Origin of the sequence: Sunxiuqinia rutila (assembly GCF_050589705.1) — a bacterium.
GTDB lineage: Bacteria > Bacteroidota > Bacteroidia > Bacteroidales > Prolixibacteraceae > Sunxiuqinia > Sunxiuqinia rutila.
Map to the genome: position 1 here is coordinate 1 of NZ_JBNGOT010000026.1, position 21,570 is coordinate 21,570.

A 21,570-nucleotide genomic window follows, 5' to 3' on the forward strand; every position below is an offset into this window, starting at 1 on the left:
ATTATCAAATTTGGAGAACGATGCAAACTAAAACTCTAATAGCAAAATATAATTGACACAGTTTAATGAACACTACCAAGCATTTTCTATTTAACACCTCAGGGGGGTACCTCCGAGGTACCCCCCACCACCTCTGAGGTACCCCTCCCCACCTCCAAACCGAACTCGCGGAGGTTGAACATGAACTCGCGAGGGTTAAGACCGAATTCAGTTCCCTTGGAGGTGAATTAGTTCGGGTAAAACATGAATTAATTCGGGTCTGAACCAAACTCATTCGGGTCTGAGGTGAATTGATTCGGCAAAAAGGTGAATTAGAGCAGGTCGGAACCGAACCCGCGCACCCAAAAGCTGCTTGAAAGCGGTTTTTAGCTCCGGCAGTTCGGTCGCAAGCTGAATGCACTTGGTTTTAACCGGGGGCAAGCTTACTGGCGCTCTTTTGAAGCGAAGCTAAAACAACAAACCGGAATTGGCTTGCTGTTTGGCTCTCCCTGCTGTTGGTTCGTTCTACTCGGCCGAACTCCTTGGCCCATTGCTGGCAAATCGTTTCCGCAAATCTTCGTAAATGGCTTTTGAGCCGGGAATACTGAGTTTGGCGGCCTGTTTCACCGAGTTGTAATAAGTAAGTGCTGCGGTGTAGCTTTCCGATCCGGCTTGCGTGGTGGTGTCATCCAGGTTCAACACCAACTGCTGCACCGGGCGCAAGACCGCCATAAGTTTCTCCCAGCTATCCATGTCGTTCTTGAAACCTTCAACATCGAGGAAAGGAGGTGCAAACTGGGGATCGCTGTTGGAATAATCCAGGCATTTTTCGACAAAGGGGGCGGTGCCATCGCTCATTTTCGGTAGCGCCATCCGCTCATCGGCATTTAAGGCAATCAGGTAAGGTTTCAGCAAAGTAATGGCTTCATTGATGTGGTTTGCTGCTTCTTCGGCCACGGTGTCGGGCAACTGGTAATTAATCTTATTTTCCATCTGTTTAGGTATTAAATGATTAGTGACTAAAAGTTAAATGTTCTTTTTCATCTCTCATAAGAATTTACCATAAATTTCATGAACTGACCATTTTAAGCCTATAATGAGCCCTCCCGACTCATGAACGAACATTTTTGCCCCTCAAACAAAAGCAAAAAGCATTGGTTTTCATGATCATTTCTTCTGACTTACTCGTCGAAAACAGTCGTTGAGTCGAGAGACTTGAGTGAGAAGAGCGCACGAAGTCAAGAACGCACGAACGCACGAGGGCATGAAACTGTCAACATCCAACTTCTCCATTTCGCCGAAAGAACAAGATTTCACACCTTACGCTAGTGGTTGGATTTCCTTCCATTCTCGAAGGGAAGGTGTCCCGGGAACCGGGACGGATGGGTTACCCAAAAGTGAGCAAATGAGCCAGGCAGCAGGGAGAAGGGAGAGGGCACGAAGGTACGAAGTCAAGAACGCACGAGGGCACGAACTCAGGAACTGCTGACAACTGACAACCGATAACCGACAACTGACAACACTCCTTTTTAACCGCCAAGTCGCCAAGAGAACGCGAAGAAAGAAGACACGAGGATACGAACTCACGAAGGCCGAAGCTAGCAAAACCTAACTCCCCAACTTCACCGGCAGGTGAAAAGCATCGTCTGCCTTGATCTTTTCGTTCTTTTGGATTAAGCCAAAAGGACAAGGTTGCTTGATGGAAAAGAGCAGAGCGCATGGGGCAAAGAGCAAGGAAGAAGCGGGGCAGGTGAATCATCCAGTAAACAGTGATCGAGGAACCGATTTTGTTTTAATCAAACTCTCCCCGGAGTCGTTTTCAATCCTAGCGGATTAAACCGACTCTTCCCCTCTCTTTTAAAGAGAGGGGAAAAGCCTGCAAAGCGGGCTTGGGGAGAGTTTTGAAATAAGCTGTACCTATTTAATCAGGCAGTTACGGAGATTCTATTTCCAACTTCACCGCAAGAAATGAAAAGCCTCGTTTACACTGAAGCCTTAATAACAAAACCACCTCGTCACCGGTAAACCGGTGCCACTCCTCCTTGGCGAAAAGGAGGAGAAAAGAGCGCATCGGCAAACGGTAGCCCACAACCTGACAGCGTCGGAAGGTCCTGTCAGCGTTTAATCAAAACCGACAACTTCTGACCAATAACAGATCCTGAAACAAGTTCAGGAAGACGCTCAAAGCGGATAACCGAAGGCACGAGGACACGAAGGTACGAAGTCGCGAAGTCACGAACTCAGGAACTACCGTCAACTGACAACCGAAAACCGAAAACTGACAACACTCCTTTTTAACCGCAAAGTCGCAAAGAGAACTGAAAAGGTTAAAGAATCAAGGAGAAAGGTTAAAGGAGGAATCCAATAAAGCTTATTTTTCGTTAAACCTTAGTAGTAAGAAGCAGCCCCCAAAAGATCAACCTTATTTCCTTATTTTAATCCGACTTAATTCGTATTTGATAATAGTAGATATCCTCTTTGAATAAGGTAATAAGGTTTGCTTTGTGAAAAATTGAATAGTGCTACTAAGTCCCCCGTGATTTTTTGGAATCAAACTTCGAAACAGATAACTTGTGGGTAAACCAGACCTGAGCAAAACCCGGGTCAACCATGGATCCAAATCCCTTACTAAGTTTGGGTTGGGCGCATCATTGAAATTCCGACAGGATGCTTTTAAAGACACCGTATAGTAGATCAAATTTCATTTTTTCTTGTGCCCATTCAGGTCTATAAAAGATTCAATTATGAAAAAGAAAGATGAGTTTTCCCATCCCCCAAAAAGGAAGTTTACACAAGGGCTGCCTGTTTACAATTTCCATGCGGCGGGAATTGACATTGGCGATACCAAACATGATGTTGCGATCATGGATGGGAATGGCGGGTTTGAAACCAGGGAATACAAGTCCTTTACCCAGGATTTGCACGAACTTGTAGGGTGGCTGGGCTCCGAAGGAATTACCACGGTCGCAATGGAAAGCACAGGTGTTTATTGGCTTTGTCTGTATGTGCTGTTAGAAGAAGCCGGCATCGAACCTTATCTGGTAAATGCGAAACATGTCAAGAATGTTACGGGCAGGAAAAAAGACGACACCGATGCCATCTGGATCCAAAAGCTCCACAGTTGCGGGCTATTGCAAAAGAGCTTTCAACCCGATATTGATACGCGGGTCTTGCGTACGTATGTCCGCCACCGGAAGAAACTTGTGACTATGGGGGCAGACTGTGCCAGGCGAATGCAGAAATCGCTTGAACTAATGAACATTAAACTGCATGTGGTCATCAGCGACATTTTGGGAAAAACCGGAATGAAGATGGTCTCTGCCATCGTAAACGGGGAAAGAGATCCTGATAAATTGATTTGCATGAAGGACCGTCGCATCAAGGCCAGTGACGAAGAAATAAAAAAATCATTGACCGGTATTTGGAAAGATGAACATCTGTTTACGCTCAAACAGGCCTGTCAGGAGTACCATTTTTATCAATCTCAGATAAAAGAATGTGATTCTAAAATCGAGGAAACATTGTTGTCCATCACGGCAAAAATGAAAGATGGTGATATTACAGAGGTAACGAGTAAAAAAAAAGCCCAGAAAAAACGAGTTTAACTTTAATGTGCGGCCTGTCTTAAAGGCTATTGTTGGTGTTGATCTGTGCGAGGTTGACGGGATCAGTGAAGTTAGCGCAGTTGAACTAATATCGGAAATAGGAACAGACATGAGCAAATGGAAAAACGGGAAGCACTTTTCGGCATGGCTGAATGTGTCTCCCAATACGAAAATCACCGGCGGAAAAATAATCAGTAGCAAAATGCAAAAGAAAAAAAACCATGCCGGGCAAACATTGAGGATGGCATGTTGCAGTATGTCCCAAAATAAAGGCCCAATGGGCGACTATGCAAGAAGAATGAAAGCCCGTCTTGGCAAAAGAGGAGGAGTTGTTGCAACAGCCCACAAATTAGCCAGAATAATATACGCAATGATTAAGCAACAAAGATCGTACGACAAAAATCTAACCAATTCGGAACAGAAAATATGGAGAAAAAGGAAAATAGCTTATTTGGAAAAACAGTTAACCAAGCTAAAAACAGCCTCCTAAAACTCACTGATAAGCAATACTCTAAAAAGAGTTATATAGTAGGTTTTATGAAACGCACCTTACGCTAGTGGTTGGATTTCCTTCCATTCTCGAAGGGAAGGTGGCCCGGGAACCGGGACGGATGGGTTAAGGAGAAGTGAGCAGATGAGCCAGGCAGCAGGGAGAAGGGAGAGGGCACGAAGGTACGAAGTCAAGAACGCACGAGGGCACGAACAATCCGAATAACCGACAACTGACAACACTCCTTTTTAACCGCAAAGACGCAAAGAGAACTGCGAAGAAAAGAACACACGAAGTCAAATGGAAAATAGTGAGAATCGAGCATACAATGAATGACCATGATTGACAAATAATGACGATCAATGACAAGCCTTCTAACCACAGAGCATAAAAATGATGACAACCGACAACCGACAACTGACAACTGACAACCGAAAACTGACTCTCACTTTACTTCAAATACAAATTGCTGTCGCCATAGCTCAGAAAGCGGTAGTTGTTGTTCAGCGCGTGCTGGTAAACCCGTTGCCAGTCGTCGCCCAAATAGGCTGAAATGAGCAAGAGGAGGGTACTTTGGGGTTGGTGAAAGTTGGTAATCATGCCATCGACCAATTGAAATTCGTAGCCCGGAACAATAATGATTTGGGTGGATGCCACCAGGTGACTCAGTTGGTTTTCATCCAGGTAAGTCAGCAGGGCATTCAGCACCGTTTTTACGGCCGGTTTTTCCTCCTTGCGGTAAGGCGACCATTGCTCAACGGTGAGGTTCTCGGGCGAAAGCTGCTTGTTTTCAAGCAAGCTTACCCCCAGCCAGTAAAGACTTTCCAGCGTACGGATGGAGGTGGTTCCAACGGCAATCAACGGCCCTTCGTGTTGTAAAAGCTGCTCCAGCAACGGACGCGAAACCACGATCTTTTCAGCATGCATTTCGTGTTCGGCAATGGTAGCCGCTTTGACGGGCTTAAATGTTCCGGCACCAACATGCAGGGTCACTTCGGCCAGGGAAATGGATTTTTTCTTCAGCGCTTCAAAAACCGAATCGGTAAAATGCAGTCCGGCTGTTGGCGCAGCCACCGAACCTTTAATTTTCGAGTAAATGGTTTGGTAACGCTCCAGGTCGCTGGCCTCCGTATCGCGGTGCAGGTAGGGGGGAATGGGCAAGATGCCGCTGGCCTCAATCAAGGAAGCAAAATCAACCGTCGCATCGTTCCAGCTAAATTCAATCACCACATTGCCCGGAGTTTGCTGTTGTTTGCTGGCCACCAGCGTAACAGGCCTTCCATCTACCAGAACCTCTTTCTCCAGCGGTTCATTTTTCCACTTTTTCAGGTTACCCACCATGCAATTCCAGCTGCACTTTTGGGTTTGCTGAAAAGCGACCTGGTAATCAGCCGGCGATTCCGGATCGAGGCAAAAGATTTCAATCTGGGCCCCTGTTTTTTTCTGAAAAGGCAAACGTGCTCGAATGACTTTGGTGTTGTTGAAAACCAGCAGGCTTTTTTCCGGCAGGTAATCGGCAATGGAGCGAAAGCTGGCATCGCTGATTTCGCCATTTTTCCACACCAACAATTTCGAGGCATCCCGCTCGTCCAACGGATATTTGGCAATCCGGTTGTCGGGTAACTCATAGTTCAAGGCCTGAGCACTTTGATTAAAAACAGGTTTTATGACTGATTTTTCATTCATGGGCCGCAAAAGTACGGAATAATTATTTTCGGTTAAAATTGTTCTTAATTTTGTAGTAAAAATAGAACGAAATGATAAAAGTAGGAGATCGGGTAAAGTTTATGAATGATGTCGGCGGAGGCATCGTGACCAAGATAATCAGCAAATCCCTGGTTCATGTTGAAAATGACGATGGGTTTGAAATTCCAACCCTGGTAACCGAGTTGGTTGTGGTGAATGAAGAGCTGGACATCAACCAGAAACCTTCGGTTGAACAGTTTGCCGCGCAGGCCAGCCCGAAAAAACCAACTCCGGAACCCGAGCCGGTTAAAGCCAGCCCGGTGATGATTGCAGGCAACGATGAGCCGAATTTCCAGTTGGCTTTTGTGCCGGACAACAGCCGGAATCCGTTGGAGGGATCCATTAAACTGTATTTAATCAACGATAGTAATTTTTCGGTGCTCTATCATTTTTCAGAGTTTAAAAACAATGAATACACCAGCAAGGAAGCCGGAGAACTGGAGCCCAACACCAAATTGTGGCTCGATTCGATTGCCCAGGTGGATATTGCCGGACTGCCCGAGTACTTTTTCCAGCTGATTTGCTTTCGCGAGCAATCCAGCCGACTGGAAAAGCCGGTAGAAGCGTCAGTAAAAGTGAACCCGGTGAAGTTTTATAAAACCGGCAGCTTTGTCGCCAATGATTTCTTTACCGAGAAGGCCATGCTGGTGAAGTTAAACCAGTCGGCCATGGAAAAGGCGATAGAGAACCTGACCGAAAAGGAAGTGAAAAAAGTGGTTCGCCAGAAAGAACCGGCACGCAAGGTTAAGCCGGTGGTTGAAAATACCGATTTGCTGGAAGTTGATTTGCATATTCATGAGCTGATTGATAATACAAAAGGGCTAAGCAACAAGGAAATGCTGGACTTGCAGATGAAGCATTTTCACGAAAAGATGGATGAAGCGATCAAAAAGCAGGTGAAAAAGGTGGTTTTCATTCATGGTTTAGGCCATGGAACCTTGAAACAAGAGCTCCGTCGTGAGCTGTCGCACAAATACAAACGATATGCCTTTCAAGATGCCAGTTTTCAGGAATATGGCTACGGCGCCACAATGGTTATTTTAAGAAAATAAACGGCATCAGGGTGCTGGAATATCAGCATTTTTCATAATTTTGCCGGGCAGACCGCTCTATCGCTTTTCCTGAGCAATCGGGGAAGGAGGAAAGTCCGGGCAACGCAGGGCACCATGTTTCTTAATGGGAAGGCGGGCGAAAGCTTGCAGTAGTGTAACAGAAAATAACCACCTCGATTCGTCGGGGAAAGGGTGAAAAGGTGAGGTAAGAGCTCACCGGTTCCGGAGGTAACTTCGGAAGCCGTACACCTCATGGGTTGCAAGACCAAATATATCACGACCAGGGGCGGCCCGTTCCATTTCAACTTGGTTGAAAGTCGTGAGGGGTAGGTTGCTAGATCGTAGCAGTGATGCTGCGGCCAGATAAATGATAGAGGTTCTTCGTCTTCTGACGGAGAATACAGAACCCGGCTTATAGGTCTGCTTTTTAAAATTAAAAACAAACGAACAAACTATTCGCATCACTTTTGTGTGCAAATAGTTTGTTTAGTTTTAGGACATCGCTGCATGGTGTCAAAAGCATTACAATTCCATGGTACAGAAAATAGTCACACTCGTATTTCCTTTATTGTTATCCTTGGGTTTGCTGGCTCAAAACACAGCAAACAAACCCGCTTTAAGTCTGGAGTCAAGAACGCTTGTTTCTACCGGTAATCAGCTTCCTTTTTGGATGCAGATGAACCAGCTGGGCATGGTTGATGGCTCAGACGCATTTCAACAACTCGTTGTCCTGCATTTGCTGCAGCAACCTCAGGAACTCGATCCGGAGCAATGGCAGTTGTCGTATGGACTGAGTGTGGCTGGACGTTTGTCGGAACATGCCGTGCTTCAACCCAATGAATACTGGGGACGGCTGCACTATAAAGGATGGTACCTGCATGCGGGCGCCAAGGGGGAACCGGTTTTCGCCAATGGCTTGAGTATGACCAATGGAAATATGTATTTGTCGAACAATGCGCGTCCGATGCCGCGTGTGGGCTTCGGAACGACCAACTTTCAGCTGTTTCGTTCGGGATGGCTTAGTCGTTTTGCCTTCGACTTCGAGTACAACGAATATTTTTTGCTGGATGACCGGATTGTGGACGATGCGAATTTGCACCACAAGCGGCTGGATATGAATTATACGATTGCTGAAGGATGGCGCTTGTCGCTTGGACTGGATCATTGGGTTTTTTGGGGAGGGACCTCTCCAACACATGGAGAACTTCCGGGATTTGAAGATTACCTGAGATACGTTTTGGGACATACCGGAAGCGAAAATGCGCCGGAGACAGATCAGAATAATGTTGCAGGAAACCAATTGGGTAATTATGCGTTTTCGCTTACCCGCGAAGCCGAAAACAGCTCGGTTGAGCTCTACTGGCAGCATCCCTGGGAGGATGGTTCCGGCACGCGTTTCGAAAATATGCCCGATGGACTCTGGGGCGTTTCCTGGAAACAGCACCAGCCTTACCAGCCTTTGGAAGCAATGGTTATTGAGTATGTCAACACGCGCCATCAAAGTGGAAAGTACCACAAAGAGCCCAATCCGGATAAGCCTGGTGAGGTGATGGGGAATGGGCGCGACAATTATTTCAACAACAGTGTCTACCGGTCGGGCTTTGTCAGCTATGATCGCATGGTGGGGTTACCGCTTTTTATTCCCGGATTCAATGCGGATGGTGTTTCCAGTGGATTTCCCAACACCCGTCTGTGGGCTGTTCATCAAGGCATGAATGGCTGGCTGTCGGAGCAAATTGGCTGGAAAACCCTGGCAACTTATTCCAAACACTACGGACAACATTGGGCTGAGTATCCTCGACCGAAAGAATTGTTGTCGCTGGCTGCACAGGTCGATTATTATCTACCCACCAAGCCTCTGGCCTTTTCGTTGAAACTGGCTTACGATAACGGAGCAGTGCTTGATTCGGGCTTTGGTGCCGAACTGCGTGTGCGGTTTACCTTGAAATAAGCACGAGCCGTGCGATTAGCTTGGGAAACTTTATCCTGATCGAATCGGATAAGGCAATAAACTTACATTGATTACTGGTCTGTCTGGAAGCTCTACGTGAAGCTATTCATTCAATAGCCGTCTTGCGTTTCCATTGATTGACTAATTGAAATAGTTGGCCTGGGCACTAATTGCCCGGCAGCTAAACCCATTAGCTGATTGTGGAAATGTTGCCAACAAGCTTTTTCGAAGCCTGTTAATTCTGATAAATCTTCTTCTTTGTTTCCAGAATATGGAACGGATCTTCCTGTAAAGGAAGGCCTGTTGACAGAATTTGGCGGGTAAGCCGGATTTGCTGCTCTCTTCTTTCCGTAATCTTATCCGTCCGTTTTTTCAGCAGGGCGATGGCGCCAAAGCTCATTCCAAGCACTAGCATAAAACTGATGGTGCTTGACAAATAGGTTGCTGTTGCCAGCGTAAACGCAGCAAAAAAGGCGGTGTATAAAACCAAAAATGAGCTGGCCTGAATATGCTTCATGCCTGAGCGAATCAGCAGGTGATGAATGTGATTCATATCGGGTGAGAAAGGAGACCGCTTTTGGTAAATCCGGATCGTGAATACCCGTAACGTATCGGTTACAGGAACGATCAGCAGAGACAGGACAAAGGCCGGTGCATTCTGCATTTTTACCAAGGTAGGCGCTGCGATATTCAAATTCAGAAACTGAATGACCAGAATTCCCAATAGCCCCCCCAAAATTAAAGAGCCGGTATCTCCCATGAAAATTTTGTTATCGCCTCCCCATAGGTTATAGCGAAGAAAAGCCAGTAAACTACCTGCAATGGCAAAGCTTAGAATGGCATATTGAATGTGTCCTGAAACAAAGAACCAGCTTCCTAAAACACCTGAAACCAGAATGGCAATGCCGGATGCCAGGCCGTCAATCCCGTCAATCAGGTTCATGGCATTGATGATGAACAGCAACAGCATGAAGGATAACGGAATGCTGATCCATGCGCTAATCTGGTTTAAGAAAAATAAGTTTGAAAGATTGGTAATCTCAACATTTCCTAAGGTAACCAGAATGATGGCTGCAACAATTTGAACCATCAGCTTTTTGCGGGCAGAAATCACCAGGATATCATCTTTTAGCCCAATGAAGAATAACATAATCAGTGCCGCAAAAATATACCGAAGCTCAAAAAAATGCAGGCTTCCAAGAAACAAGGTGGCTCCTAAACTTACTCCAATGAAGATACTTACTCCACCAAGGGTAGGAATAGCTGTTTTATTTAATTTTCGCGAATTGGGCTCGTCAAACAAGTGTTTTTCGTTTGAAATGCGCACAATTGGCGGAATTGACAAATAAGTAAGCAGGAAACTTGCTGTGATAGCAGCAAATATATTTAACAAGTATTCAGTCATAAAAGTCGAGTTTGAAAGTGCAAAGGTAAATCGAGAATATGTTTTTTAGCAGCTTTTTGTGTTATTAAAACGTTTTGTTTTCATTCTACTTCAGGTTTGTTATGATTCGTTTGTCTGTCAGGTTTTTGTTCGTTTCATATTCGTTTGTTTTATTCCATCATCTGCTGTCAATTCTATTTTTAGCGTTATAACGATTCATTGAAATGTATACCTTTGTCCAACGAAATTGGATGTTCACTTATTATGAATTCCGAATAAACAAAAAAGGTAACCCTGGTTCAACTTCTTAGTTGATGTTTTTTTTTAACAATGGTTGCGTCAGAACTTTAAGTTTTTTTACTATGATCAAAAAGGGGGTATACAAATGGCATGCCGTTTATGTCAAATCCAGAGCTGAAAAACGTGCCTTGGAGGATTTAAGGTATAAAGGCATTGAAGCTTATTTGCCACTTCGTATCCAGAAAAAGAAATGGAGCGATCGGATTAAAGTAGTTGAAGAACCTCTTTTGAAAGGGTACTTGTTTGTGCGTGTCAGCCAGGCTGAGTATGCGGATGTGTTGCGGACAAGCGGCGTTGTGGCTTATGTAACCTTTGGAGGTGTGGCCGCCGAAATTCCGGAGAAACAGCTCGAAGACCTGCGCTTGTTCCTGGATAAGGTGAATGCTTCGGTTTGTGTTACGAGTGAGGCAGTAACAAAAGGACAAAAAGTTAAAGTGGTTGGGGGGGTGCTCCAAGGCGTTGAAGGAGAAATTGCGGAAGTGCGTGGAAAGAAACGAATTGTGCTGCGTTTTGAAAGCCTTGGATGTGTCGTTTTTGCTGATGTTGCTATTGATTTAATTGAAAAAGTAGAGCCCATTGAGCCCTAAGCCTGTTGTAGCTTAAGCTGTGCATTCAGCACTTTATAGAGGGCAATTCCAAGAACAACCCCGGTGGTGTTAGCCACAATATCGAGCATGGAAAACTGACGCCCTGAACGCATCAGAATCTGTAAAATCTCCATAAATAAACCCCAGCTGATCACAAAGGCATACAATTTCCAGCGTGCAACTTTGCTGGTATGAAAGGTCCATAAACTAAGCACGGAAAGAACAAAGTACATGCCGGCATGGATCAGTTTATCGGCGCCGGGAAACAGCGGCACCTGTGGCAAATCCTTGACAGGAAGCAATGAAAGAAGGGCAATAACTCCTAAGTAAAGAATGGTAACGGCTACTTTGACCTGAAATGGGATGTGGTTGAATATTTTTTTCATGTTTGTAATAAACGTCTCGTTGTCAATTTTGTTGTTATCAGCAAGTTTTGACTTTTTTGATAAAAAAGTGTCAAAATGATAATTTTGCAATTGCTTGCTTTATGTTGTGGGAATGCTGTTATTTGAAACCGACAAAAATAACGATAAATAGGGAGCTTATGAAAAAACGCTTGAACTTCGTACTCATTCTTTTAGTCATGCTAACCACTCCAGGATGGAGTCAGGAGCATCGTTTACAGTTTAATACTGATCAAACCTTTAAGATCGTTCAGTTTACCGATATGCATATTAAGGCGAAAGACCCGGCCTCAAAAGCTGCGTTTGAAACCATGGACAAGATACTGGACCAGGAAAAGCCGGATCTGGTGGTTTATACCGGTGATATTGTAACCGGAAAGCCAGTGCAGGAAGGATGGGAATTGGCCTTAAACCCTTGTGTAGAAAGGGAAATTCCTTTTGCAGTGGTCTTTGGCAACCATGATGATGAACATGGCGTATCGCGTGCGGAACTAACGGAAATGATCCGCCAGATTCCTTACAGCTTATTGCAACCCAAAGTTAAGAAGGTAAATGGCTACGGGAACTATGTGTTGGAAGTAAAGTCATCAACGTCTGATGAGAATGCCGCGGTGCTTTATTGCATGGATTCGAATGCGTACAGCACGCTGGAAGGCGTTGACGGCTATGGCTGGTTCGATTTAAGTCAGGTGGTGTGGTATCAGCAGCAGAGCCGCAAGCAAAAGGAAAAGAACGGAGCTGTTTTGCCGGCCCTGGCTTTTTTTCATATTCCTTTGCCCGAATACCGCGAAGCTTACCGGAATGAAAAGAATCCGGCGATTGGTGTGCGTTTCGAAGATGAATGCGCCCCGAAAATTAACACCGGCATGTTGGCGTCCATGTTGCAGGCTGGCGATGTTATGGGCACCTTTGTCGGGCACGACCATGTGAACGACTACATGGCCTACTATCGTGACATGGCACTTACTTACGGACGCTTTTCAGGAGGGAAAACAACCTACGGCGATTTGGAAAACGGTGCCCGGGTGATTGTACTCCAGGAAGGCGAACGTGCTTTTGAAAGCTGGATTCGCACAGGTTCGGGCGATAAACTTTTGCCGGTAAATTTTCCGGCCGATTTTACAGAAAAAAAATAGAACGGACAAAGAAGGGGACTTTCACGCCCCATTGGAACTAAAACGAAGTAGATGCTATGAAAGCTTCTTCACTTAAAGAATTGCGGGACGAGCTGAAAATCTATCCGCCGGAACAGTTGCAGGCTTTGTGCATTCGGCTGGCTAAATACAAAAAGGAAAATAAGGAGTTACTTACTTATTTGCTTTTTCAGGCCGATGATGAACAGGGCTATATTGAGGCGGTAAAGGAAGAGATTGATTTGGGGTTTGAAGGTATAAACATGAAAAATACTTACCTGATCAAAAAAGGGCTGCGCAAAATTTTAAAGGACACCAACAAATACATCAAGTATTCGGGGATTAAAACCACGGAGCTGGATTTGCTTGTTTATTTTTGCCGAAGGGTACGAACATCAAAAATTCCCTTATCGCGTCATGTGGCACTGAAAAATATCTATGCACGCCAGGTGGCTAAAATTGAAACTGGATTAAGCAAGCTGCATGAGGATATCCAGATCGATTACCAGGACGATCTGATGTTTTTAAAGGCTTAGTAGCCGCCAAAAAAAGCGAAACAGGATTCCTGCTTCGCTTTTTTTGTATGATTGATACCGATGATTAATCGTATTTGTGATTGGTTTCAGCATCTCCGCATTCACAGTCGCAGTCCAAGCCTTTTTCGTATTGTTCAAGGGCTCTCAGGCTCATTCCCATCGAAGAGAATCCACCATCGTGAAACAGGTTCTGCATAGTCACTTTCCTGGTCAGATCCGAAAATAGAGTGATGCAGTAGTCGGCACACTCATCGCCGGTTGCATTGCCAAGTGGAGACATCCGTTCGCCAAAATCGAGCAGTTTGTCCATTCCTTTCACGCCGCTTCCGGCAGTGGTAACTGTGGGTGATTGCGAGATGGTGTTGATACGAACATTGCGCTCGCGTCCGTAGATGTAGCCAAAACTACGTGCAATGGACTCAAGCAATGCTTTGGCATCAGCCATGTCGTTGTATCCGTAAAATGTGCGCTGCGCAGCAACATACGATAAGGCAACAACAGAGCCCCACTCATTGATTGCATCCAGTTTTCGGGCTGCCTGCAATACTTTGTGGAATGAAACAGCAGAGATGTCCAGCGTTTTCTCCAGCGATTTGTAGTCCAGATCACTGTAGTGACGTCCTTTGCGAACATTGGGTGACATACCAATGGAGTGGAGGATAAAATCAACTTTTCCACCCAGTACTTCCATCGATTTCTTAACCAGGTTTTCCAGGTCTTCAACATTAGTTGCATCAGCTGCAATAAGTTCAGCACCGCATTTTTCAGCTAATTCTGCAGTGTTTCCCATACGTAGGGCAACGGAAGTATTGGTTAATGTGAAGGTTGCTCCTTCTTCATGAGCGCGCTCAGCAACTTTCCATGCAATGGAATCTGCATTTAGTGCTCCGAAAATAATTCCTTTTTTACCTTTAAGTAAATTATAAGCCATGGTTTTAAATTTATGAGTTAAACAACTCTATTTTAAAATGGTTGTCAAAAATTATCAAACAATAAAAAAACCGGCAGTTGCCGGCAGTTTTTTAGATTTTCTCTATGCTGTTTTCAGGTAACCATCCCTGGTTCCCATCAGCTATTCGGATTTCTCGCCAACTTCCTAAACTGTCTTTTATTTCGACTTTTAGGCCTTCATGAATCAAAAACAAATCCGTTCCGGTTTCGGAAGGAGAGCTCTTTACGGTTACGCTAGGTTGAGTTATAATGGCAAAATTATGGCTAGTCATGCGTTTTTTCTGCCGCGCGGCAAAGTTAAAACTAAAAATGGAAATGGCTACGATTAATATTCCAAACCAGAATGAAAGTCGTTTGATGGCTACTGTGCGGGTAAAAAAGAATATGCCGGCAAGCAACAAAAACAAGACAAAGGAGAATACACTGATTTTTGCCCAGCCGTCCGTTGAAAACTTATTGGCGATGTTATGCCACCAACGCACGAAGAAAACCTGGGGCAGCGGATCGATGGCATCCACCACATGCTGATTGGCCAAATCCAGGTTGAATTGAATGTCTTCATCGTTTGGAGCCAGTAACTTGGCTCGCTCGTAACTGATGATGGCTTGGGTGACCTGACCGGTTTTGTAATAGGCATTTCCCAAGTTGTAATGCACTTCGGCTGATTCCTGGTCGCCGTTCAAAATTTCCAGGTAAGTGTCAATGGCTTCTTGGTATTCTTGCTTGGTGTAGTGTTCGTTGGCTTTTTCCAGCAGGCTGTTTTGGGCCACAGCATTTGCTGAAAAAAGAGCGAATAATATGATTTGAAAAATAGTCTTCATTGTTTCAGGTATTAACGAATTTGTTTTTCCAGTTTTCCCATCAAGGCTGCTGCCTTTTGGTAAAGGTCTTCCTTGGTCCCTTCAACCGCACTTGGCGCATAACGGGCATATTCACAGGTATCGACAATCTGAATAAATTCGGAAATGATTTCTGACTGAACTTGTCGTTTTTTCAACGATTCTGTTGCATTTTCCCGATTTAAATCAGCTGCCGGAATGCTCAGCTTATCGCTTAAGTAACCCCAGAAAGCTTTCAGAACGGCTTCGTAAAAGGCCTCGTCATGGTTCTGTTTCAAATGAGTGGCAGCGGCTTTCAAGCGTTTGCGTGCAATTTTATTAGCCTTTTTGTTTTTAACCAGTTGAACGTTGGCATTTTCTTTTAGCTTTTTTCGGTACACCAAGGCAACCATGGCAAAAAGCAACAAGGCACCAAGATAAATCAGGTAGAAAGCCAGACTTCCAAAGAAGGACGATTCCTTGGTTTTTAGCTTGTACTGCCCTTGTTTGATGAAACGAATGTCCTTACCAATAAAGCGCACGTCTTCTTTCGAATACGCGCTGGTTACTGTCGTATTCTGGTCGTCGCTTCCTTTTTCAACCTGCAGCACAAACTCGTCCGATTGCTGGTAGCTGTACTTTCCGGTGGAAGGATTGAAAGAGGCAAACTTGATGGGCGGAATGGTGTATTCGCCGGCAAATCGAGGAATAAACAAGTATTCAAATGTTTTAGTGCCCGTAAGTCCATTGGTTGAAGCTTTTAGTTTTTCATCGGTTTTAGGGTCGTAAACTTCAAAATCGGCCGGAAATTCAACCTTGGGAGCATCAATCAGTCGCAGGTTTCCGTTTCCGGAAATTGTAATTTTCAAGGTGGCCGCTTCGTTTGATTTGAGTTGCTGCCGGTCAACCGAGGCCCTGAAGTTTAGTTTTCCAACTCCGCCGGCAAAGCTGGCAGGTGGCGATGGCAGCTCTTTTACGTTGACGCTAACCGGGTCGCTCACAACCTTGGCTTGAAGGGTACGATAATTGTCGAAAAAATCATCGAAAAAGCTGCGCTGTTGCCGAATACGCTGACGAACCAGACAGGTAATTTCAAAGGGATCGATGGTTATTTTTCCGGTTTGTTGCGGGAAAAGAATGGTCTTCTTCAGCACACCCACCTGGTAAATTTTATTGTCGAACACTTCGCGGGTGAAGCTGATTTGATTGGGAATATCAATTTCCTGAGTCCAGAATCCAGCGTAGGAGGGGAGTTTTACATCATCGAAACTGGTAATGGGCACTTCCGGAGCCACATAGATTTTTACGGTGGCAATAATTTGTTCTCCCTTAAAAACACGGCGTTTATCCAGATCCACTTTGACAAACAAATCTTCTTTGCCAATGTTTGTGGCTGAAGATGCAGGCTGCTGTTGCTGCTGCCCGCCTGAAGAAGTTTGTGGCTTTTGGCCTTTTACCACCTGAATTTTGAGTTCGTTGGACTCGTATACCTTGCCATCAACCTGAATGGAGGCCGGGCGAATGGTAAAAGTACCTTCCTCCTTGGCGCGCAAAATATAAATGTAAGAAAAGCTGACCGTTTGCGTCGTTTTTCCATTGATGATCTGGATGCTGGAACTTTGCGATGTGGAGGGCCCCATAAGTACATCAAAACTGGAGATTTCGGGTAACTGCAGGTTTGAGCCACGTTCATTCAAGGTAAAGGATAAACGAAACTGCTCGCCCACAGAAACCACATTGGGCCCCGACATGCTAAACTTTACGCTGTCGGCATCGGCAAAAAAGGCCGGAATAAGTAACAATAGTGTGACTATAATTTTTTTAATCATTGTGCTTAATTATGCTTTGACTAAAATTTGGTGCAAAAGTAAGAAATTATGAACTACCAGTCTTTGTCGGTTTTGCGTTGCTGCGCTTTGGCGGCCTTCGCTTTTTTTACTTTCTCTTGAATTTTTTCTTCATCGTTTTGCAGAGCCTGCAACAACCGTTCCGCATTTTCCTTTGAAATTTTTTGCTGCTGAGGTTGCTGTTGCTGCTGGTTTTGTTTGTTCTGGTCTTGATTCTGCTTTTGCTGGTCTTTATTTTGATCCTTGTTCTGATCTTTGTTTTGATCTTGTTGGTCTTTGTTTTGCTGTTGATCCTTATTCTGATCCTGCTGATCCTTGTTTTGGTCTTTATTCTGATCCTGGTTTTGTTGTTGCTGCTGTTGCTGTTGTTCCTGCTGTTTTTTCAGGTTCATGGCGTACACCAGGTTGTATTTGCTTTCCAGGTCATCCGGATTGTTGCGAAGCGCTTTTTTGTAAGCCTCAATGCTTTCATCCAGTTTGTTTTGCATCATCATCGAGTTTCCCATGTTGTGGAAAGCCCGGGCTTTTTCATACTTATCTTCGCTTTTCTCGGCAATCTCTTCAAACTTGGAAGTTGCTTCTTCAAACTTCATTTGCTTATACAAGGCATCGCCCAGGTTGAAGTTCCATTTCAAATCATCCGGTCGCTTGTCCAGGGCTTTGCGGTAGGCCGTTTCAGCCTGGCTAAATGCCACCGTGTCAATTTGGGTGGTGTCCTGCAAGGCCTGTTCAAAGATTTCGTTTCCTTGCCGTACGAACTTCCGTTCGTTTTGGGCCTGCGAACTGATGCCCAGCAAGAGCATAAAGATTAAAAGTCCTGTATGTAAGATCACTTGTTTTTTCATCATCCAAATAGTTTGATGTTTTTCAAATATTTGTTTTTCCGTTCTAAAATCAGAAAATCAACAAGAAGCATCAGGATGGCAAATCCTAAAAACCACTGAAACTGGTCTTCATAGTCAGAATAAACCAATGATTCCATTTCTGCTTCCTCCATCTTGTCAATCTCGTTAAAGAGGGTGTTTAAGCCTACCTGAGCATTATTGGCACGCACATAAATGCCGCTTCCGGCTGCTGCAATTTGCTGCAGCATCTCTTCATTCAGCTTGGTAATTACCACCTTGCCATCCTTGTCTTTCCGGTAGTCCTTTTGTCCGTTTACAGAAACCGGAATGGGCCCTCCCTGGGGTAATCCCATGCCAATGGTATGCACAATAATACCACTTTCGGCCGCTGCTTTAGCCGCACCAATGGCATCGTCTTCATGGTTTTCACCATCGGTAATGATGATGATGGCTTTGTTGCCTTCAAACTGCGGGCTGAAAGACACCCGGGCCAGCTCTATGGCCGCACCGATGGCTGTTCCTTGTCGTGGAACAATGTCGGTACTCACTGAGTTTAAAAATAGCTTGGCCGAAGGATAATCAGTGGTAATTGGCAGCTGGGTGTAAGCATCGCCGGCAAATACAATCAGTCCGATTTTGTCATCACTCAGGTTGTCAATTAAACGCGAAATAGCCCGCTTAGCCCGCTCAAGGCGGTTAGGTTGAATGTCTTCGGCAAGCATGGAGTTAGACACGTCCAGACCGATAATCAGTTCCACGCCCTGACGCTTGACTGTTTTGAGTTTGCTGCCAAACTGAGGGCGGGCCAGTGCCACAATCAGTGAACTGATGGCCAGCAACCAGATGATGAATTTAACCACCGGTCGTGACCGGCTGACGTTGGGCATCAATTGGCTGATGGTTTCCGGCTGTCCGAAACGTTCGAGGGCTTTTCGCCGGCTTCGTCGTGTAATCCAAAACAGGAGGATGAGCACTGGAATAACGGCCAGTGCGTATAGGTATTCAATATGTGCAAATCTGAACATTTCCATCGTTTGTGTCATTAAGGAATGTTTCTGAATAAGGTTGTTTTTAGGAAGAGTCCCAGAAGAAGAACAACTCCGGCCAGCATAGCCATCCGACTGAACTCTTCGTCTTTCCGACTGTATTCCTTCACTTCCATTTTTGATTTTTCCAGCTGATCAATTTCCTCGTAAATCTGAACCAGCTTATCGTTGTTGGTGGCCCTAAAATAACGTCCATCGGTAATGTCTGCTATTTTCTGCAAGGTTTCCTCATCAATCTTTACCTCCACCTCACGCATTTGTGTTCCGAAAGGCGTTTCCATGGGGTAGGGCGCGGTACCAATGGTTCCGACACCAACCGTGTAAACCCGGATGCCAAAAGTTTTGGCTAGCTCGGCAGCAGTTTCCGGAGCTATTTCGCCGCGGTTGTTTTCCCCGTCAGTCAGCAGAATAATGACTTTGCTAATGGCATCACTCTCTTTCAGGCGAGCCACAGAGGTTGCCAGCCCGTTTCCGATGGCTGTTCCATCCTCAATCATGCCACTTTCAATATCCCGGAAAAGGTTGATCAGAACCGCATGATCCGTGGTTAACGGGCACTGGGTAAAGCTTTCGCCTGAAAAAACAACCAGTCCCATTTTGTCATCGCGACGGCCGGAGATAAACTCGGTAGCCACATTTTTTGCTGCTTCCAAGCGATTGGGCTGAAAGTCGCGCGCAAGCATTGAGCTGGAGATATCGAGGGCAATAACAATGTCAATTCCTTCGGTGGTTACATCCTGCCAGCTATTGGAGGATTGCGGGCGGGCCAGTGCGACAGTTAGCAATGCAATACCGGCCAGTTGCAAAACAAAGGGCAAATGGCGCAGGTAGTGTTTCCAGCTTTTCGATAAGCCGCTAAATCCCTTTAAGGTTGAATACCGGATGCTTGCTCCTGCTTTTCGGTACTTGAAAAGATACCACGCAATCATGGGAATGAGTACCAGCAACAGGTAAAAGAACTCCGGATTTTTATAGGTTACTCCGTTCATCATTTTTCCTTATTTTAAATCAACCTCTTCGCCTTCGCGGTCATCTTGCGGTTGACTTGTTTTTTTATCTTCCTGTTTGGTTTGATTCACAAAAAAGTAAGCGTTCATCAACGTCAGGTTATGATCATCCGGCAGGGGATGGTATTTGGCAAACTTTACCAGGTCGGACAAGTTGAGAATGCTTTTCAGTTCTTCCAGTGATTTGGCCGAAATCAGGTTTTTTTGTTGTTCAAAGGCCTGCACGGTTTCAACGGTAGTGTACTCCATGGCCTGAATCTGAAACCGGTCTTCGATGTAGGTTCGCAGCGTGTCGGATACCAAACTGTAATAGGTTTTGATCTCTTCACTCTGCCATAGCTTTTCTTCTTTAATTCGGTCTAATTCGCGCAAAGCAATAATGTGTGCCGGTTCTTTGGGTTTCGGCGGTTTCACAAAAATAGGCTTGTTTTGGCGTCGACGCTGAATGTAATAGAACAAAAAGAAAAGCAGGGCTCCAATCAATATGACTCCTAAAATGTAAGGAGAAACTTCCTTCAGTGTTACCGGAGCCTCATAAGGTCTTTTGATGTCAACCGGCCCTTTGGTGGTATCAATGGGCATGCTGTGCACAAAAAACTCAGCAGGCAAGGTTTCAATGGTATCGTACAAGTCTTCATATTTCAAGCGGAAATAGAAGGGGGGAACCACCTGCCGGCCACTGTCAAAAGAGGTGATGGTCAGGTTTTGGATGATTTTAATTTGATTCTCGGCATCCAGCTGAAACGTGTCCAGAGGAGATTTTTCAATGACTTCAACCGAAGAAGAAAGTGAATCGCTGATCTCCGGAAACTCGAGGATCACATTGTTGGGCTGATCCACCTCAAGGCGCAGTTTGAGTTGGTCTCCAATCAAAACATTGGTGGAGTCGATTACAGCGCGTGCTTGTATTTTTTGTGCTTGAACGGTTGGCGCTTCCAATAAAAATAAAGCCATTCCAACCGCCAGGTATTTTAGTTTTTTCATGCTGTTATGCTTTTAAGCCCCGCTTTTTGAAAAGCGTCATCAATGATCTTACATAGTCCTCATTGGTATTGATGTCGGCATAGTCCACGCCACTCTTTTTGAAACTGGTATCCAGTTTTCGGCTGGTTTCCTGCCACCACTGGGCATAGGTGTCGCGCACTTTTTTGCTGCTGCTGTCCACCCACGTGTATTCGTTGGTTTCGGCATCTTTTAGCTTGATCATACCAATGGGCGGCAGTTGTGTTTCCCGTTCATCGTAGATGCGCAGGGCCACAATGTCGTGTTTATTATTGGCAATGGTCAGTGCTTTATCAAAGTCGGGTTCGTTATGCAGAAAGTCGGAAATAATGAATCCCGTACATCGTTTTTTGATTGCGTTGGTCATGTAACGAATCGCTTCGGTGATGTTGGTTCCCTTGTTTTCCGGTTCAAAATCAATCAACTCGCGGATGATGCGCAGAATGTGCGATTTTCCCTTTTTGGGTGGAATGAATTTCTCAATCTTCTCCGAAAAGAAAATGACCCCGATTTTATCGTTGTTTTGAATGGCCGAAAAAGACAGGATCGCTGAAATTTCGGTGATGACATTCTTTTTGAACTTGTCCAGCGAACCAAAATCACGCGAACCACTGACATCAATCAGCAGCATGACCGTTAGCTCACGTTCTTCCTCAAAAATTTTGATGTACGGTTTGTTGTAGCGGGCGGTTACGTTCCAGTCGATGTTCCGAATATCGTCGCCAAACTGGTACTCGCGCACTTCGCTGAAAGCCATACCACGGCCTTTGAAAGCCGAGTGGTACTCGCCGGCAAAGATATTCCGGCTGAGCCCTCGCGTTTTAATCTCAATTTTCCGTACTTTTTTTAATAGCTCTGTGTGTTCCATATTTACAAGTTTGTGAAAG

At 45.1% G+C, this 21,570-nt stretch carries 20 protein-coding genes and 1 other RNA gene; 9 read left to right on the forward strand and 12 right to left on the reverse strand.

The annotated features are described in order from the left end of the window. Positions 1 to 504: 504 nt before the first annotated feature. Positions 505 to 972, reverse strand: coding sequence for a hypothetical protein (locus ACRD6K_RS19665; RefSeq protein ID WP_430974629.1), 468 nt, complete (start codon positions 970 to 972; stop codon positions 505 to 507). Positions 973 to 1,678: 706 nt separating this feature from the next. Here ACRD6K_RS19665 and ACRD6K_RS19670 point away from each other — a divergent pair. The 3 genes from ACRD6K_RS19670 to ACRD6K_RS19680 all read left to right on the forward strand — a co-directional run bounded on the left by ACRD6K_RS19670 (position 1,679) and on the right by ACRD6K_RS19680 (position 4,074). Next, positions 1,679 to 1,816, forward strand: a complete 138-nt coding sequence (locus ACRD6K_RS19670; protein ID WP_430974630.1) for a hypothetical protein — start codon at positions 1,679 to 1,681, stop codon at positions 1,814 to 1,816. Positions 1,817 to 2,723: 907 nt separating this feature from the next. After that, entirely contained in the window at positions 2,724 to 3,584 is an 861-nt protein-coding gene (locus ACRD6K_RS19675) for an IS110 family RNA-guided transposase (RefSeq protein WP_430974631.1), read from the forward strand. A 7-nt stretch (positions 3,585 to 3,591) separates the two neighbouring features. Next, positions 3,592 to 4,074, forward strand: a complete 483-nt coding sequence (locus ACRD6K_RS19680; RefSeq protein WP_430974632.1) for a transposase — start codon at positions 3,592 to 3,594, stop codon at positions 4,072 to 4,074. A 450-nt stretch (positions 4,075 to 4,524) separates the two neighbouring features. Here the strand turns inward: ACRD6K_RS19680 and ACRD6K_RS19685 are convergent, their stop codons facing one another. Beyond that, positions 4,525 to 5,760, reverse strand: coding sequence for an S-adenosylmethionine:tRNA ribosyltransferase-isomerase (locus ACRD6K_RS19685; RefSeq protein ID WP_430974633.1), 1,236 nt, complete (start codon positions 5,758 to 5,760; stop codon positions 4,525 to 4,527). Positions 5,761 to 5,831: 71 nt separating this feature from the next. Between ACRD6K_RS19685 and ACRD6K_RS19690 the strand changes: the two genes are divergently transcribed. From ACRD6K_RS19690 to ACRD6K_RS19700, 3 genes are all read left to right on the forward strand, one after another. After that, complete coding sequence (locus ACRD6K_RS19690; protein WP_299577240.1) at positions 5,832 to 6,872, forward strand: Smr/MutS family protein; 1,041 nt, start codon at positions 5,832 to 5,834, stop codon at positions 6,870 to 6,872. A 44-nt stretch (positions 6,873 to 6,916) separates the two neighbouring features. Then, an RNA gene (gene rnpB, locus ACRD6K_RS19695) (RNase P RNA component class A) lies at positions 6,917 to 7,303 on the forward strand. A 101-nt stretch (positions 7,304 to 7,404) separates the two neighbouring features. After that, positions 7,405 to 8,823 (forward strand): capsule assembly Wzi family protein, encoded by a 1,419-nt coding sequence (locus tag ACRD6K_RS19700; RefSeq protein ID WP_430974634.1) that lies wholly within the window; start codon positions 7,405 to 7,407, stop codon positions 8,821 to 8,823. A 235-nt stretch (positions 8,824 to 9,058) separates the two neighbouring features. Here ACRD6K_RS19700 and ACRD6K_RS19705 read toward each other — a convergent pair whose 3' ends face one another. After that, positions 9,059 to 10,228 carry a glycosyltransferase family 4 protein gene (locus ACRD6K_RS19705; protein ID WP_430974635.1) on the reverse strand — a complete coding sequence of 390 codons (1,170 nt, stop codon included), beginning with the start codon at positions 10,226 to 10,228 and terminating at the stop codon, positions 9,059 to 9,061. Between the two features lie 341 nt (positions 10,229 to 10,569). Between ACRD6K_RS19705 and ACRD6K_RS19710 the strand changes: the two genes are divergently transcribed. Next, entirely contained in the window at positions 10,570 to 11,094 is a 525-nt protein-coding gene (locus tag ACRD6K_RS19710) for a UpxY family transcription antiterminator (protein ID WP_430974636.1), read from the forward strand. Here ACRD6K_RS19710 and ACRD6K_RS19715 read toward each other — a convergent pair. Beyond that, complete coding sequence (locus ACRD6K_RS19715) at positions 11,091 to 11,480, reverse strand: VanZ family protein (RefSeq protein ID WP_299577248.1); 390 nt, start codon at positions 11,478 to 11,480, stop codon at positions 11,091 to 11,093. The genes ACRD6K_RS19710 and ACRD6K_RS19715 overlap by 4 nt on opposite strands. 158 nt (positions 11,481 to 11,638) lie before the next feature. Between ACRD6K_RS19715 and ACRD6K_RS19720 the strand changes: the two genes are divergently transcribed. Together ACRD6K_RS19720 and ACRD6K_RS19725 are read left to right on the forward strand one after the other, a co-directional pair. Next, on the forward strand, positions 11,639 to 12,634 hold the full coding sequence (locus ACRD6K_RS19720; RefSeq protein WP_430974637.1) for a metallophosphoesterase family protein: 996 nt from the start codon (positions 11,639 to 11,641) through the stop codon (positions 12,632 to 12,634). A 56-nt stretch (positions 12,635 to 12,690) separates the two neighbouring features. Further along, positions 12,691 to 13,167 carry a hypothetical protein gene (locus ACRD6K_RS19725; protein WP_430974638.1) on the forward strand — a complete coding sequence of 159 codons (477 nt, stop codon included), beginning with the start codon at positions 12,691 to 12,693 and terminating at the stop codon, positions 13,165 to 13,167. A 64-nt stretch (positions 13,168 to 13,231) separates the two neighbouring features. Here the strand turns inward: ACRD6K_RS19725 and ACRD6K_RS19730 are convergent, their stop codons facing one another. The 8 genes from ACRD6K_RS19730 to ACRD6K_RS19765 form a co-directional block, all read right to left on the reverse strand. Then, entirely contained in the window at positions 13,232 to 14,098 is an 867-nt protein-coding gene (locus ACRD6K_RS19730) for an enoyl-ACP reductase FabI (RefSeq protein ID WP_299577254.1), read from the reverse strand. Between the two features lie 91 nt (positions 14,099 to 14,189). Continuing rightward, positions 14,190 to 14,939, reverse strand: coding sequence for a tetratricopeptide repeat protein (locus tag ACRD6K_RS19735; RefSeq protein WP_299577256.1), 750 nt, complete (start codon positions 14,937 to 14,939; stop codon positions 14,190 to 14,192). An 11-nt stretch (positions 14,940 to 14,950) separates the two neighbouring features. Continuing rightward, the gene (locus ACRD6K_RS19740) at positions 14,951 to 16,765 is read right to left on the reverse strand and encodes a BatD family protein (protein WP_430974639.1); all 1,815 of its coding nucleotides are present in this window, start codon (positions 16,763 to 16,765) and stop codon (positions 14,951 to 14,953) included. Positions 16,766 to 16,818: 53 nt separating this feature from the next. Next, a complete protein-coding gene (locus tag ACRD6K_RS19745) occupies positions 16,819 to 17,631 on the reverse strand; it encodes a tetratricopeptide repeat protein (protein ID WP_430974640.1) in 813 nt (270 codons plus the stop codon). Beyond that, positions 17,628 to 18,659 carry a vWA domain-containing protein gene (locus ACRD6K_RS19750; protein ID WP_430974641.1) on the reverse strand — a complete coding sequence of 344 codons (1,032 nt, stop codon included), beginning with the start codon at positions 18,657 to 18,659 and terminating at the stop codon, positions 17,628 to 17,630. Before ACRD6K_RS19750 ends, ACRD6K_RS19745 begins: the two co-directional genes overlap by 4 nt. Before the next feature lie 11 nt (positions 18,660 to 18,670). Then, positions 18,671 to 19,666 (reverse strand): vWA domain-containing protein, encoded by a 996-nt coding sequence (locus tag ACRD6K_RS19755; protein WP_430974642.1) that lies wholly within the window; start codon positions 19,664 to 19,666, stop codon positions 18,671 to 18,673. A gap of 6 nt (positions 19,667 to 19,672) precedes the next feature. After that, positions 19,673 to 20,665 (reverse strand): hypothetical protein, encoded by a 993-nt coding sequence (locus ACRD6K_RS19760; protein WP_430974643.1) that lies wholly within the window; start codon positions 20,663 to 20,665, stop codon positions 19,673 to 19,675. Between the two features lie 4 nt (positions 20,666 to 20,669). Continuing rightward, positions 20,670 to 21,551: a DUF58 domain-containing protein gene (locus ACRD6K_RS19765; protein ID WP_430974644.1), complete on the reverse strand. Its 882-nt coding sequence runs from the start codon at positions 21,549 to 21,551 to the stop codon at positions 20,670 to 20,672. Positions 21,552 to 21,570: the final 19 nt, after the last annotated feature.

Coding starts and splice junctions, on each gene's coding strand:
- ACRD6K_RS19685 (WP_430974633.1), bottom strand. CDS start 5,760: ATGAATGAAAAATCAGTCATAAAACCTGTTTTTAATCAAAGTGCTCAG.
- ACRD6K_RS19735 (WP_299577256.1), bottom strand. CDS start 14,939: ATGAAGACTATTTTTCAAATCATATTATTCGCTCTTTTTTCAGCAAAT.
- ACRD6K_RS19750 (WP_430974641.1), bottom strand. CDS start 18,659: ATGGAAATGTTCAGATTTGCACATATTGAATACCTATACGCACTGGCC.
- ACRD6K_RS19720 (WP_430974637.1), top strand. CDS start 11,639: ATGAAAAAACGCTTGAACTTCGTACTCATTCTTTTAGTCATGCTAACC.
- ACRD6K_RS19705 (WP_430974635.1), bottom strand. CDS start 10,228: ATGACTGAATACTTGTTAAATATATTTGCTGCTATCACAGCAAGTTTC.
- ACRD6K_RS19665 (WP_430974629.1), bottom strand. CDS start 972: ATGGAAAATAAGATTAATTACCAGTTGCCCGACACCGTGGCCGAAGAA.
- ACRD6K_RS19700 (WP_430974634.1), top strand. CDS start 7,405: ATGGTACAGAAAATAGTCACACTCGTATTTCCTTTATTGTTATCCTTG.
- ACRD6K_RS19765 (WP_430974644.1), bottom strand. CDS start 21,551: ATGGAACACACAGAGCTATTAAAAAAAGTACGGAAAATTGAGATTAAA.
- ACRD6K_RS19740 (WP_430974639.1), bottom strand. CDS start 16,765: ATGATTAAAAAAATTATAGTCACACTATTGTTACTTATTCCGGCCTTT.
- ACRD6K_RS19670 (WP_430974630.1), top strand. CDS start 1,679: ATGGAAAAGAGCAGAGCGCATGGGGCAAAGAGCAAGGAAGAAGCGGGG.
- ACRD6K_RS19725 (WP_430974638.1), top strand. CDS start 12,691: ATGAAAGCTTCTTCACTTAAAGAATTGCGGGACGAGCTGAAAATCTAT.
- ACRD6K_RS19755 (WP_430974642.1), bottom strand. CDS start 19,666: ATGATGAACGGAGTAACCTATAAAAATCCGGAGTTCTTTTACCTGTTG.
- ACRD6K_RS19745 (WP_430974640.1), bottom strand. CDS start 17,631: ATGATGAAAAAACAAGTGATCTTACATACAGGACTTTTAATCTTTATG.
- ACRD6K_RS19760 (WP_430974643.1), bottom strand. CDS start 20,665: ATGAAAAAACTAAAATACCTGGCGGTTGGAATGGCTTTATTTTTATTG.
- ACRD6K_RS19730 (WP_299577254.1), bottom strand. CDS start 14,098: ATGGCTTATAATTTACTTAAAGGTAAAAAAGGAATTATTTTCGGAGCA.
- ACRD6K_RS19690 (WP_299577240.1), top strand. CDS start 5,832: ATGATAAAAGTAGGAGATCGGGTAAAGTTTATGAATGATGTCGGCGGA.
- ACRD6K_RS19675 (WP_430974631.1), top strand. CDS start 2,724: ATGAAAAAGAAAGATGAGTTTTCCCATCCCCCAAAAAGGAAGTTTACA.
- ACRD6K_RS19710 (WP_430974636.1), top strand. CDS start 10,570: ATGATCAAAAAGGGGGTATACAAATGGCATGCCGTTTATGTCAAATCC.
- ACRD6K_RS19715 (WP_299577248.1), bottom strand. CDS start 11,480: ATGAAAAAAATATTCAACCACATCCCATTTCAGGTCAAAGTAGCCGTT.